This window comes from Shouchella patagoniensis, assembly GCF_002019705.1.
GTDB lineage: Bacteria > Bacillota > Bacilli > Bacillales > Bacillaceae_D > Shouchella > Shouchella patagoniensis.
The window spans coordinates 686,841-700,141 of sequence record NZ_KV917377.1 but is presented as its reverse complement, the minus strand read 5'-3'; the positions used below and the strand labels follow the sequence as shown (position 1 = coordinate 700,141).

Annotated in this window: 16 protein-coding genes; 10 read left to right on the top strand and 6 right to left on the bottom strand. The window is 38.3% G+C overall.

Annotation, left to right across the window (positions count from 1 at the left end; all coding sequences use genetic code 11):
* Nucleotides 1-3: 3 nt before the first annotated feature.
* From BK584_RS03855 to vrrA, 3 genes are all read right to left on the bottom strand, one after another.
* Nucleotides 4-948 (bottom strand): 4-hydroxy-3-methylbut-2-enyl diphosphate reductase, encoded by a 945-nt coding sequence (locus BK584_RS03855; RefSeq protein ID WP_078391373.1) that lies wholly within the window; start codon nucleotides 946-948, stop codon nucleotides 4-6.
* 118 nt (nucleotides 949-1,066) lie between these two features.
* Entirely contained in the window at nucleotides 1,067-1,558 is a 492-nt protein-coding gene (locus BK584_RS03850; protein ID WP_078391372.1) for a CarD family transcriptional regulator, read from the bottom strand.
* A 104-nt stretch (nucleotides 1,559-1,662) separates the two neighbouring features.
* Nucleotides 1,663-2,241, bottom strand: a complete 579-nt coding sequence (gene vrrA, locus BK584_RS03845) for a VrrA/YqfQ family protein (RefSeq protein WP_169871054.1) — start codon at nucleotides 2,239-2,241, stop codon at nucleotides 1,663-1,665.
* 143 nt (nucleotides 2,242-2,384) lie between these two features.
* Here vrrA and BK584_RS03840 point away from each other — a divergent pair, with 143 nt between their 5' ends.
* On the top strand, nucleotides 2,385-3,740 hold the full coding sequence (locus BK584_RS03840; protein WP_078391370.1) for a DEAD/DEAH box helicase: 1,356 nt from the start codon (nucleotides 2,385-2,387) through the stop codon (nucleotides 3,738-3,740).
* A 15-nt stretch (nucleotides 3,741-3,755) separates the two neighbouring features.
* On the top strand, nucleotides 3,756-4,634 hold the full coding sequence (locus BK584_RS03835; RefSeq protein WP_078391369.1) for a deoxyribonuclease IV: 879 nt from the start codon (nucleotides 3,756-3,758) through the stop codon (nucleotides 4,632-4,634).
* Between the two features lie 123 nt (nucleotides 4,635-4,757).
* Here BK584_RS03835 and BK584_RS03830 read toward each other — a convergent pair whose 3' ends face one another.
* The gene (locus BK584_RS03830; protein ID WP_078391368.1) at nucleotides 4,758-5,024 is read right to left on the bottom strand and encodes a DUF2624 family protein; all 267 of its coding nucleotides are present in this window, start codon (nucleotides 5,022-5,024) and stop codon (nucleotides 4,758-4,760) included.
* A 159-nt stretch (nucleotides 5,025-5,183) separates the two neighbouring features.
* Here BK584_RS03830 and BK584_RS03825 point away from each other — a divergent pair, with 159 nt between their 5' ends.
* The 7 genes from BK584_RS03825 to BK584_RS03795 all read left to right on the top strand — a co-directional run bounded on the left by BK584_RS03825 (nucleotide 5,184) and on the right by BK584_RS03795 (nucleotide 10,885).
* Nucleotides 5,184-6,296: a two-component system sensor histidine kinase NtrB gene (locus tag BK584_RS03825; protein WP_078391367.1), complete on the top strand. Its 1,113-nt coding sequence runs from the start codon at nucleotides 5,184-5,186 to the stop codon at nucleotides 6,294-6,296.
* Nucleotides 6,297-6,527: 231 nt separating this feature from the next.
* Nucleotides 6,528-7,241: a transglycosylase SLT domain-containing protein gene (locus BK584_RS03820; protein ID WP_245808799.1), complete on the top strand. Its 714-nt coding sequence runs from the start codon at nucleotides 6,528-6,530 to the stop codon at nucleotides 7,239-7,241.
* 135 nt (nucleotides 7,242-7,376) lie between these two features.
* Nucleotides 7,377-8,147, top strand: coding sequence for a metal ABC transporter ATP-binding protein (locus BK584_RS03815; protein ID WP_078391366.1), 771 nt, complete (start codon nucleotides 7,377-7,379; stop codon nucleotides 8,145-8,147).
* Nucleotides 8,140-9,018: a metal ABC transporter permease gene (locus tag BK584_RS03810; RefSeq protein ID WP_078391365.1), complete on the top strand. Its 879-nt coding sequence runs from the start codon at nucleotides 8,140-8,142 to the stop codon at nucleotides 9,016-9,018. Before BK584_RS03815 ends, BK584_RS03810 begins: the two co-directional genes overlap by 8 nt.
* 53 nt (nucleotides 9,019-9,071) lie before the next feature.
* On the top strand, nucleotides 9,072-9,485 hold the full coding sequence (locus BK584_RS03805) for a Fur family transcriptional regulator (protein WP_054710924.1): 414 nt from the start codon (nucleotides 9,072-9,074) through the stop codon (nucleotides 9,483-9,485).
* Between the two features lie 115 nt (nucleotides 9,486-9,600).
* Complete coding sequence (locus BK584_RS03800; RefSeq protein ID WP_245808798.1) at nucleotides 9,601-10,605, top strand: NADP-dependent oxidoreductase; 1,005 nt, start codon at nucleotides 9,601-9,603, stop codon at nucleotides 10,603-10,605.
* A 64-nt stretch (nucleotides 10,606-10,669) separates the two neighbouring features.
* Nucleotides 10,670-10,885: a DUF1540 domain-containing protein gene (locus BK584_RS03795; RefSeq protein WP_078391363.1), complete on the top strand. Its 216-nt coding sequence runs from the start codon at nucleotides 10,670-10,672 to the stop codon at nucleotides 10,883-10,885.
* Between the two features lie 126 nt (nucleotides 10,886-11,011).
* On the opposite strand, the gene BK584_RS03790 is transcribed toward BK584_RS03795, so the two are convergent.
* Nucleotides 11,012-11,584, bottom strand: coding sequence for a hypothetical protein (locus BK584_RS03790; protein ID WP_078391362.1), 573 nt, complete (start codon nucleotides 11,582-11,584; stop codon nucleotides 11,012-11,014).
* Nucleotides 11,585-11,678: 94 nt separating this feature from the next.
* Between BK584_RS03790 and BK584_RS03785 the strand changes: the two genes are divergently transcribed.
* Entirely contained in the window at nucleotides 11,679-12,107 is a 429-nt protein-coding gene (locus BK584_RS03785) for a hypothetical protein (protein ID WP_078391361.1), read from the top strand.
* A gap of 38 nt (nucleotides 12,108-12,145) precedes the next feature.
* Here the strand turns inward: BK584_RS03785 and ispG are convergent, their stop codons facing one another.
* Nucleotides 12,146-13,249 carry a flavodoxin-dependent (E)-4-hydroxy-3-methylbut-2-enyl-diphosphate synthase gene (ispG, locus tag BK584_RS03780; protein ID WP_078391360.1) on the bottom strand — a complete coding sequence of 368 codons (1,104 nt, stop codon included), beginning with the start codon at nucleotides 13,247-13,249 and terminating at the stop codon, nucleotides 12,146-12,148.
* Nucleotides 13,250-13,301 lie beyond the last annotated feature (52 nt).

Below are 13,301 nucleotides of genomic sequence, written 5' to 3'. Positions count from 1 at the left end.
ATGTTATTTTTTTACACGAACTTTAGGAAGAATCTTATCGATAGGAACTTTTTTCGTTGTGTCCCAAGTTTCATCGTTTTCAGGTGTGTAATTTTGAATAAAGGTAATGACTTCTTTCGTAATCGGCGTAGGTGTAGAAGCGCCTGATGTAACACCTACTTTTGTTGCGCCTTTAATCCATTCGAGATTAAGTTCTGATAAATCTCCGATTCGATATGCTGGTGTTCCAGCAATTTGCTGTGATACTTGAGCCAAACGATTCGAGTTATTACTCTTAGGATCTCCCACAACAATAACAACATCGCATTCAGATGCTTGTTCTGCAACTGCTTCTTGACGCACTTGTGTTGCAAGGCAGATCTCATTGTGGACTTCAGCATTTGGATATAATTCCATTGCCCGTTTCATAATGTCGGAAACATCCCATTGGCTCATTGTTGTTTGGTTTGTAATAATAATATTACGGTCATCTAGTTTAAGTGATTCAAGATCTTCAATCGTTTCAACTAAATGTACAGCATCTGGTGCGACACCCATTGCACCTTCTGGTTCGGGGTGACCTTGTTTCCCTACATATATGAATTGATGTCCTTCTGATGCTTTTTCTCGAATGAGGTCATGTGTGCGAGTCACATCTGGACAAGTTGCATCAATACAAGTAAGTCCTTTTTCCTTAGCAAGGCGGCGGACTTCTGGAGAAACACCATGAGCAGTGAAAATAACAGTGCCGTGAGTGACTTCTTTTAATATTTCTAAACGGTTCGGTCCGTCTAGTGAAATAATGCCATCCTCTTCAAAAGCATCGGTCACGTGCTGATTGTGCACGATTTGACCAAGTATATAAAGTGGTCTAGGTAGGTCTAAATTTTGCGCTGCCTGTCTTGCCATTACCATCGCATCTACCACACCATAACAATAGCCTCTTGGAGAAATCTTCAATACATCCATAGTTAAATGGCCTCCTATAAAAAAAACGGACTTCCGTCTATTTAGCTGAAAGTCCTGTTTAATTACTTCATATTCTATTGTAAAGGAGATTGGCAGTGCTGACAATCAAGACGCGTTATTAATTCGCAGCTTCAAGCAAATTCGTATCAATAAATTCATAAGCTTGTTCTTCAGAGTAGTCTTGAACAACCACAAGTTCACTTGCAAGCATTTGTCTTGCTTTTTGTAAATGGTGCCGATCTTGTATGTGGAGACCATTTGAACGCTCAGCCTGTTTTTTTGATAGGGAAGATACTAAATATGCAGCATCAATAATGCTCCCGCTTTTCAATAAATTTTCCGTATCTCGTGAAAATTGGCTAGTTGAAGGCGGGGTGTCGGGTCCGGTCTGAAGTGCTACAGCCACACTGTCAATTTCAGAGGAGGAAATGACCTTTCTAAGCCCTGATTGCTCAATTTTCGTTTCTGGCAACATGAGCTTAATATCTACTAATGGAAAATGTAGAATGAAATAGGAATGTGTTTCACCTAACACATTCTTTTCTTCTATATCCTGAATCGTTCCAGCACCATGATACGGGTAAACAACGTTGTCTCCAACTTTAAACATGGACATTCCTCCAATCAAGTGATAAAAGCAAGTATAACACATTTGAAGGCAAATTTCAAATTATACTACTGCGTATAGAAGCTTGTCAACAACAAAAAACAATTTTATACATAAAGTTTTGGCTGGGGGACGTCATTTTCTGTTGTTGTTCTTTTGTATGGTCTAGAGACAATTTTCTTATTTGTATCTGAAACTGGAGCTTGTAATTTGGTAGCTAATTGTTTTGGAGACGACGATTGCGTTTCTTCATTCGTTATTGGAATGCTGCTTGCTTGTTTACTTATATGTTCTTCTTTTGTAACACCAGAGGAAGAAGACATTGAGCGCATCATTTTCCAAAGTGTAGGCACACTCTTAATGAAAGGACCATACTGTTGAATCATCGGAGCAACTTGCTGTGTAATGCCCATAACTCGTTGGGTGTTCGTTAATATGGTGGCAAAGTTAACTCCGCTTCCACCTCCAAGAGCACCCGCTCCAAACCGTCCAGCTCCTAATAGCTTTGATAGTACACCACCACCAGTACGGCTAGTAGCAATTGAAGCCGTCTGTTGTGGGAACATGCCACTCATATGAGCACCTGTTTGCAACATGCCTGTGGTAGGACCTAAAAATCGACTTCCCCCAGCGACAAAAGGTTGCATAGGAATGGGACTTGCTGGCGGTCCTAAATAAGGTTGCATTGAGTAACCTCCTCGCATTGCTTCGTTTATATAGGCAATCTATGCAAAAAAAGCGTTTCTGTGATTGTGGATAAGATAGACGAAGGGCGTCAGCTTATGTTAAAATGAAGTATTGCATAAGGAATCGGAAAGTAGGAAATGAAATGAAGGCAGATAATTTTAGCAGGTTAGGTATTACAGAGCGTTTACAAAAAGGATTAGTTGATGCAGGAGTGACGCATCCGACAGAAATTCAAGAGCGATTAATTCCCGCGATTTTAAATAAAAAGGATGTTATTGGACAATCTCAAACAGGGACTGGTAAAACATTTGCATTTTTGTTGCCAATTGTGGAAAGCATTGATGTTGAACAAAAACAAGTTCAGGCGATTATTACAGCGCCAACACGTGAACTGTGTAGTCAACTTTTCAATGAACTCAAAAAATTAATAGCTCCGTATGAAGGAGAAGTAGAGGCCCAGCTTTTTGTAGGGGGCACTGATCGAGCGAAACAAATTCAAAAACTTTCTTCCAATCAGCCACATGTTATTGTCGGAACTCCTGGTCGAATGAATGATTTAATTGCGAATCGTGCGTTACTCGCGCATACTGCGACAACTTTAGTTGTTGATGAAGCAGATCAAATGCTTGATATGGGTTTTATTGAAGATGTAGACCGTCTCGCTTCGAGTATGGCAGAAAAACTGCAAATGCTTGTTTTTTCAGCAACTGTACCAGAGAAATTACAACCGTTCTTAAAAAAATATATGAATAATCCACGTCATGTGCATGTTACACCAGAAACCCAAGCAGCTGAACGTGTAGATCACCGTTTAGTGCCTGTTCGTCACAGAGATAAGATTAGTGTATTAAAAGAAACAATTAGTGGTTTAACACCATATTTGGCAATTGTTTTTGCAAATACAAAAGAACAAGCTGATCTTATCGCAAATGCTCTAGCAGAAGAAGGATTACTGGTGGATAGACTTCACGGAGGCTTGCCTCCTCGAGAGCGTAAGAAGGTTATGAAACGAGTTGAAGACTTATCCATTCAATATTTAGTCGCAACTGATTTAGCAGCTCGAGGAATAGATATTAAAGGTGTTACCCACATTATTAACTTTGAATTTCCAAGTGACCTTGATTTTTATATTCACCGAGTTGGACGAACTGCCCGGGCTGGAGCTGATGGAATTGCGATCTCGCTATATGAGTCAGAGGATGAGGCGGCATGCGCAAAGTTGGTAAAACGGGGAATTAAGTTTACTTTTGTGGAATGGAAACAAGGAGATTGGGTTGAAGTTAAAGCACCTGTAGGAGCTAAAAGAATGAAACACAAACCAGAACAACAAAAAGATAAGACAGATAAACCTAAGGAAAAACAAACAGATGCAAGAACAGGCGGTAAAGCAAAAGCAAAACCGAAAAAAGTAAAGCCTGCGTATAAGCGGAAGGCCCGTACGGCAAATGAAAAAAGACAAAAAAAAGAATCGCGGGTTCGTTCACGAAATAGCAAGTAATTGGGGGTAAGTAGAGTGACGTTACGACTTGGATCGCATGTATCTATGAGCGGCAAGAAAATGTTGTTGCAATCAAGTGAGGAAGCTGCCGCGTATGGCGCAAATACATTTATGATTTATACAGGTGCGCCACAGAACACACGCCGCAAAGCAATTGAAGACTTGAATATTCCTGAAGGAAAAGCGCATATGGAGAAAAATGGTATAGCGGATATTGTTGTTCATGCACCTTATATCATTAATATAGCAAATACGCAAAAACCAGAAACATTTCGCTTAGGTGTTGATTTTCTTCAATCTGAAATTGAGCGGACAGAAGCACTTGGTGCAAAACAAATTGTCCTACATCCCGGTGCGCATGTAGGTGCGGGACCGGAAGCTGGAATTAAAAAAATCATTGAAGGTTTAAATGAAGTGTTAACGGAAAAAAGGGATGTTCAAATCGCACTGGAAACAATGGCGGGTAAAGGTTCTGAGTGTGGACGTACGTTCGAAGAAATAGCGCAGATCATTGATGGAGTCGAACAAAATGAGCGTCTATCTGTTTGTTTTGATACGTGTCATACCCACGATGCTGGCTACGATATTGTTGATGATTTTGATGGAGTTTTAGAAGAGTTTGATCGGATAATTGGAATTGACCGATTAAAAGTTTTGCATATTAACGATTCAAAAAATGAGCGTCATGCGAAAAAGGATCGACATGAGAATATTGGTCATGGATATATCGGTTTAAAAGCATTGGATTATATTGTGCATCATAAACAACTCATGCAAGTTCCAAAAATTTTAGAAACACCTTTTATCGGACTGGATAAGAAAGATAAGAAACCTCCGTATAAACATGAAATTGCATTATTGCGACGGGAGCTAACCGAACCCATTGAAAAGTAAGTGCAAGAAATCCAAGAGGACTACGTTCTGTTTCACACAGAATGTAGTCCTCTTTTTAGTAAGGTTAGACCTGTTTATCATTTAGGGTAAATGTCGAGCGTGATGACCACTTCGTTTCTCACTTTAGTCTAAAAGATGGTGGAATTGTTGAAAAAGTTCTTCTACAATTTGGGATATATAAGGATCCGTTTCATGTCTTAGCCGTTGAATAATATGCTCAACTTGAGCTTTATTTCCAATGTCTATTTTTTGAGCATGAACGATACGGAGGATCGCTGTCGCTTGTTCACTTGTAATCGAGTAGCCTTGTTTCTTTGCGAGTTGCAAGAACTCTTCTTCGTCAATCGAATTAATCTTTTTGTTAATAAGTTGCTGCATGATGAAATTCATGATGTCACCGCCTTTAAAAGAAAGTCACTCTGACTATATGTTTGCAAAATAAAACTAAGAACAAAAAAAGGAGAAAAGACTCTTTTCACGAATAAGTCATAAAGGAAAAAAATAGCGTCTATGACTACAAATGATTATTGAAAAGAGAGGGGCCAGCATATGGGTGACCAGAGCAATAGTCAAATTATAGCCCCTAAAGGGAGCATTCAAATGTTACATCAGTCAAAGCCAGTAGATGGCTCCGATATAAATAAATCAAATCAATCGATGTTTATGTTAATTAAAGAGTTGAACTTACCTTATTTAAAAGTAGATCAATCATTGAGACAACTTCATTGGAGTAATACATTTGTTCAACTTACAGGTTTAAAAGATGAAGATTTAGATGAATACACGTTAATTGAATTAGGTGCTTCTGCCCGTTTAATGAATTTTATTCATCGACAGCTTAAACTAAGCGTAAAGTATGAACAAATTATAAAAAATGTCTTTGAACATGATGAAGAAGTTGTTAACGTTAATGTGTTTCCGGAGGTTAGTTCAGGAGAAAAAACATATTATGTACTTTTAGAAGATTTATCAATGCAACAAAAATTTGAAGAACTATTAACGTTTCAGCACCAAATGCAGGCCGTTTCACATATTGCCGCAAGTGTCGCTCATGAATTAAGAAATCCTTTGTCCGTCATAAAAGGGTTTTTGCAGCTTTCTCATTTAACATGTGATTTTCAAAAATATTACAACACAATCATTTCTGAACTGAATCGTATGAACATCATAATCGAAGATTTCTTATCTGTATCGCGGAAGAAAAACAATAAGAAGTGGCAATCGCCTACCAATTTAATCCGTTCACTAGCAGAATTAATGCGCGCTGAATGTTTGCTTCACAGTGTGGAATTAAAAGTGGAAATGGACTTATCCTACTCAGTCTGTTACGTAAATGAATCAATGTTTAAGCAAGTAATGCTGAATTTGTTAAGAAATGCAATTGAAGCTTATGATGGAAATGCTTCCTACCGTTTCTTACAGGTGAGAAGCAAGGAAATTGGGGAATTTGTATATATAGAAATGATAGACAATGGCAAAGGGATGCCAGATGAAGTGTTATCTCAATTAGGGAACCCATTTTTTACTACAAAAGAAAAAGGTACGGGTGTTGGCATTCCGCTCTGTAAGAAAATCATTGAAGATCATGGAGGTCGATTTACCATTACAAGCGAAACAAATATAGGAACAAAAGTCGAGATGGTTTTACCATTATTAGTTTAATCATTCTATGATTTACCGTTTGTTCCAATCATTTAAAAGGTGATACAAGTCCGGTCTTACGCATTTGATGGTGAAAGACCGAGTTTTGATGAGCATTTGTCAGTAAAGCAAAGAAAATCTAGTGGTGAGATGAACTTTTGCTTTAAGGACATGGTATTTACCGATTGTGTTGCTTGCTTTCTCTATCCCTTTCAATTATGCTACTTCGAGTAGCGGATTGGAGGAATCAAGTTGACTTATTATAAAAAACTTTTACTTGCTATAGGGATAATTGTTCCTGCTATTATAGTGTTTATATTTATACAGAATTACCGTGAAATGCAAGAAGAACTTGCTTTACAAGAGGAGCAAATGGAACAACTGTATGGATCAATGAAAGATCAATTATTACAATCACCAATGACGACAGACTCGTTTGATTTTGAAGAAGAGCACGCCGTTTGGTCCGATTCAATGGTATTGGCAGAAACGCTTTATGAAGATAGTGAAGGTCACTTTAAACAAGAATGGGGCATGTATTTAGGGCACTTGACTTCACAAAGAGACATGGACCCGTTTCTTGTATATGAACTTCTAAAATTAGAAAGCGGGCCATCATTTGATACAGATGCTGTTGGACCGCAAACAAAGTATGGTCAAGCATATGGAATGGCGCAATTTATGACGAATACGGCACCCTGGATTGCCGACATGGCTGGGGTAGACTATCGACAAGAGTTGTTGTTTGATCCTTTCTATGCGATTCAGCTTTCAGTTGAATATTTGGATTTCCTATACGATTATTATGAAGACTGGGATAAAACGTTAACTGCATATAACCGTGGAATGGGTGGTTTAGAAACATTTATAGAACAAAATGGACATGCAAGAAGTGATTATGCTGTAACGATTACAGAGCAAGCTCAAGAACATACCGCCCCACAATTTGTATATAACAAAGAGTAGATCGCATTCGCGTTCTACTCTTTTATGTTTGTAGTTATAAAAAATAATGTTTTAGACTAGACAAGAATAAAAAAATCGTTATAATGAGAGAAGGATTAAATCGGAACCATTCTTAAAAAGCAGGACGGTGAAATAATGTCTCAACATACATTAGCAAAATTAACAAATATTACTTTTTATTATGGTAAGCGTTCGGTTTTAAGCGATGTATCTCTAACGATTAATAAAGGCGACTTTTTAGGATTGGTTGGTCCTAATGGCTCTGGAAAGTCAACGTTAGTAAAATTGCTTCTTGGACTCTTGCGAACAACAGAGGGAACAGTTGAATTATTTGGCCAATCGATGAATCGGTTTAACCAATGGGATAAAATTGGTTACGTTTCCCAAAAAGCAAATAGTTTTAGTAGTGGTTTTCCAGCCACGGTCTATGAAGTTGTCTCAATGGGTTTGTATGGAAAAATTGGCTTGTTTCGCTTTTTACGAAAGCGACACAAAGAGCAAATTTATGAAGCCATTCGTCAAGTAGGGATGGAAGAATATGTGAATGAAAATATTGGAGAACTTTCCGGTGGTCAACAACAAAGGGTCTTTATTGCTCGTGCTCTAGTTAGTAATCCAGAGCTTCTTATTTTAGATGAACCTACAGTTGGTGTTGATGCAAAGAGCGTGGAGAATTTTTACGGATTGTTGCATGATTTAAACGAGAAACATGGAAAAACATTATTGCTAATTTCTCATGATATCGGGGCAATGACCGATCACGTCAGCCAAGTCGCATGTTTAAATCGAACGATTCATTTTCACGGAAAATCGAGTGAGTTTGCTGCGAAGAAAGATAAATTGGATTTTTACGGGCATGATGTCCATTTGTTAACACATAGCCACGAAGGAGTTAGTCATGCTTGATGCTTTATTAACATATGATTTCTTGCAATATGCGTTCTTAACAGGATTGATGATAGGTTTGCTAGCTCCTTTGCTAGGGGTTTTTCTAGTTGTTAGGCGGATGTCTTTAATTGCAGATGCGCTTTCTCATATTACGTTGTCGGGGATTGCTTTCAGTTTATTGCTTGGAAGTTATTTCCCATTTATGCAAGGGGCAAATCCCTTATATATGGGGATGGCTTTTTCAGTTGGTGGATCTTTATTTATGGAAAAGCTTCGTCAAGTTTATGTGCACTATAAAGAAATTGCCATTCCAATTATTATGTCAGCGGGCATTGGGTTAGGCGTTGTTTTTATCTCAATGGCAAACGGATTTAATAATGATTTGCTTAATTATCTATTTGGATCTGTGATTGCTGTTAATCGAAGTGATTTTCTCACGATTACTGTTATTACTGTTGTTGTTCTGTTTGTATTGTTTTTCTTTTATAAAGAATTATTTTTTCTTTCTTTTGATGAAGAACAGGCGCGTGTATCTGGTATTAATAGGCGCTTAGTTCACATGGTATTTATGATTATGGTAGCGCTCGTAATTGCAGCCTCCATGAGAGTAGTTGGAATTTTACTCGTGTCGTCATTAATGACTCTCCCTGTAGCAAGTGCGATGAGGTTTGCGAAAGGGTTTAAGCAACTCTTTGTTTACTCGGTTATTTTTGGAGAAATTGCTGTTATTGGCGGTCTTATTTTAGCTTATGAATTAAGCTTAGCTCCTGGTGGAGTAATTGTCATGATTTCGGTGCTTATTTTGCTTCTTTCGATTGCTTTAGGGCGCAATCGTGGAAAACAAGGACGCTTTTCACTTAAAAAAAGAAAGCCAAGTACTAGTCAGTAGCGACAGATTCCGTTAAACTAGTAACAAGAAGATTTTAAAAGAGGGTTGATTGAATGGATGTTATACATGCACTTAATCGCTTAAAACAAGAAGGATATAAGTATACTGGCAAGCGTGAAGATATGCTGAAGTTATTTGCCGCGGATCCTCGGTATTTAACTGCTAAAGATGTATTAGAAGCAATGCAGGATTTGTATCCTGGTTTAAGCTTTGATACCATTTACCGCAACTTATCGTTATTTGCAGAACTGGAGTTATTGGAGACAACCGAACTTGAAGGAGAGAAACGTTTTCGTTTCAGTTGCAAAACAAATGAACATCATCACCACTTGATTTGTTTGGATTGTGGAAAAACAGAGCATATTCATACTTGTCCAGTTGATGATTCGATTGCGAAGCGGTTTCCTCATTTTCAAGTAACAGGACATAAGTTTGAAATTTATGGAATGTGTCAACAATGCCAGTAAAAACGTCGACTAAAGTCGACGTTTTTTTGTTTTAGTTTTAGAATAGAGTAAAAGGGGGAATAGAGTATAACGTAGCGAATAGATAGGTGAATCTAAATTAATGGAGGAATGTCCGATGAAAGTTTTATATCTGAATGAACGTCCGAATGGATTTCCGAATGAAGACACATTTGAAGTAAAAGAGACAACTCGTCCAGAACTACCAAAAAGTGGAGTAGTCGTTCAGTTGCTATACATATCGGTTGACCCCTATATGCGAGGAAGGATGTCCAACCAAAAGTCGTATGTAGCACCTTTTGAAATAGGAGAACCTATAGTTGGCGGTGCTGTAGGAAAAGTATTTGAATCTGATTCAAGTAAATTTAAGGAAGGGGATCTAGTAACTGGATTTATGCCTTTTGCGGAATATGCCGCTTGCAAACCAGAGGATCTGCGAATGATACAAGTACACGGTATGGATGCGAGAGTGGCTTTAGGAGTCCTTGGCATGCCTGGTCTTACCGCATATTTTGGAATGAATAAAATAGCCGTTCCGAAAAAAGGTGAAACGGTTGTTGTATCTGCAGCAGCGGGTGCAGTTGGTTCAGTTGCGGGTCAATTGGCGCTAAATGCAGGTGCCAGAGTAATTGGACTTGTTGGTTCAGATGAAAAAGCAAAACTAATTACTGAGGACTTAAAGTTCACGACTGCAATTAATTATAAAGCGGATAATTTCGCGCAAACACTAAAAAATGCTTGTCCAGATGGAATTGATGTCTATTTTGAGAATGTTGGGGGAGAAATTGCAGATCAGATATGGCCCCTTCTTAATCCTTTTGCGCGAATACCTGTGTGCGGGAGCATTTCTTCATACAATTTGAAAAAAGGCGAACAAGATATAGGTCCTCGTGTACAACCATATCTTGTGAAATCTAGAGCCATGATGCAAGGTTTTTTAGTTGGTGACTTTAATGAATTTAATGGAGAAGCTTACAAAGAACTTACTTCACTTCTTAAAGACGGGAAATTAATATATAAAGACAGTGTTGAAGAAGGTGGAATCCAGGCAATCCCACAAGCTTTTGAGCGATTATTTAATGGAGATAATATCGGGAAACAGCTAGTGAAAATTTCTGATTAACCAGCCACTACCATGTATGATGTCTCTCCTTAAGAGCAACATATCATTAAGGAGGGGATGAAAAGTGGCACCAGTTGTAAATTGTAATGTTGCAAACTGTTCATTCTGGGCAAAAGGAAATAAATGTGGAGCAGAAGAGATTCTTGTCGAAATTGATGGGAATAGCCACAATAAGGATTATGAAATGGAAGTAAGTCAAGACCTTACTGCGCACTCGCATATCGAGTTTGCTGATACAAGTGAAGAAACCTGCTGCCAAACGTTTAAGCCTAAAAAATAATAAAGATTATTAGTGTAAATGAACAAGACTACATCCTCCAACATACAGGATGTAGTCTTATTTACGTTAGAGCTTTATAATAATGTAAAAACTCCCCAAACATGTGTGAGGAGTCCTCAAGGATTCTTATGAATCTAAATGAAGCCACTTGTCAATCCAATTGTTAGCTTCTGTCCAATTTGCTACACGAATAACGTTATTTGGGCTACTTAAACGGTTATAGGGGGTATCAAATAAAACGACCGGTATATTAAATTCTTCTGCAATCGCAACTGCATTATCGTGCTTATCTTCAAAGAAAACATCAAGTTTATGTTCTCGAACTGCATCGAGTTTGTCATGTTTTCCGACCAATTCGATATGATCATACGGGAGTTTTCGTTTTGAGAACCAAGAAGTCGTCACCTCAGTTAAATGATTTCTTCTTGCAGTAATAAAGATTAACTCATGTGATTTGCTCCACTTATGCAACGTTTGTTCTGCGTGTAATGCTAATTCTGCTTGTGAATAAATTAATGGTTCGTTTGTTTCCATCCAACTCCAAAATTCCTTATCTGTAATATTTAAGACTTTTGTTAGATCATATTCTGACAAGTCATCTAAAGTTAAAGTTTTATTAAAATCTTTATTAATATATGGAACAAATGTGGCAGGATCTGTAATGGTTCCATCTATATCAAGTCCAAAACGTTTTCTCACGATTATTACACCTCTTTATAGAAATACTTACATGAATTAGTTGTCTCTACTTTGCCAAACTAAGCGTAATCCTTTTTAAGAAAGTAGGGATCCAATGACAAAAGAAAGAAAAGACAAAAATGATCCAATACGGTTAGTAGACGAAGAAGATCCATCCTTAACTTTTCTGAATACCCACGTCGATGGTCATGACGGAGAAAAAGGAAGCGAATATATTTATGATGCAAGATCGGATCATAAATATGACGAAGAAACAGCAAATGAGTTTCCTGCGCATCGGAAATTACAAGAAACTAGTTGGAAAGAGGAAGAAAATAATGATAGCTCTGGAAAGGCTCTAGGCACAATGGCGCTTGTACTATCAATCACATCATTATTCTTAGTACCACTTTTGTTAGGTGTGGCTGGGGTGATTTGCGGCGCTATTGCAGTCAAAAAAGGAGCACGTGCACTCGGATTTTGGGCAGTTGGTATTGGAGTTGTTTCCATCGCGGGTACTATCATTTTTTCCCCTTTTTTTTAAAATGAAAAGCCGGCTCTTAAGAGCCGGCTTTTATCAACCTAGTTCAACTGAGCTTCGCGTTGTTTGGCATAATGTTCTTCAGCAAGTTTGTCAATTTCCTTTTTCAACTCTTCAACCATTGTCTCTTCAGGAACTTTACGGACGATCTCACCTTTCATAAACAGCAAACCTTCTCCGCGTGCACCGGCAATACCAATGTCAGCTTCACGTGCTTCACCGGGTCCGTTTACAGCGCACCCAAGTACAGCCACTTTTATTGGTGCTTTAACGGTTGCGATGTAATCTTCAACTTCGTTAGCAATACTGATTAAATCAATTTCAATTCTACCACATGTTGGACAGGAAATTAATGTCGCAGCATTAGCTGCAAGGCCAAACGATTTCAATAGTTCTCTTGCTACTTTTACTTCTTCCACTGGATCTGCAGACAATGAAATTCGGAGCGTATTACCGATCCCCATATTTAGAAGCACACCGATACCTGCAGCGCTTTTTACTGTACCCGCAAAAAGTGTACCCGATTCAGTAATCCCAAGATGAAGAGGATAATCAAATGCTTGGCTTGCTTTATCGTAAGCTTCAACAGCTAAATGAACATCAGAAGCTTTCATGGAGACAATTATGTCATAAAAGTCGAGGTCTTCAAGAATCTTAATGTGATGAAGAGCACTCTCGACCATTGCATCTGCTGTGGGATACCCATATTTTTCTAGTAAATGCCGCTCAAGAGAACCGGCATTTACCCCAATTCGAATTGGAATTCCTTTTTCTTTAGCTGCTTTTACAACAGCTTCTACGTTTTCACGTTTCCCAATATTACCAGGATTAATTCGAATCTTATCTGCACCGCCTTCAATGGCTTTTAATGCAAATTTATAATTGAAATGAATGTCTACAACTAAGGGAATGTTAATTCGTTTTTTAATTTCACTAATCGCTTCGGCAGCTCTCATGTCTGGACATGCGACACGTACAATTTGACAGCCAGCCTCTTCTAATCGGCTTATTTCAGCAACCGTGGCCTCAACATCATGTGTTTTAGTTGTAGCCATGCTCTGGATAATGACTTCGTCATTACCACCAATTGTTAAATTCCCAACTTTAACGGGACGCGTATTTTTTCGATGAACTCTTTCGGCCATAGACCATATCGCTCCTTTGAGGGGCAGCAGCCCGTCTTTTTCTCCTATGGAG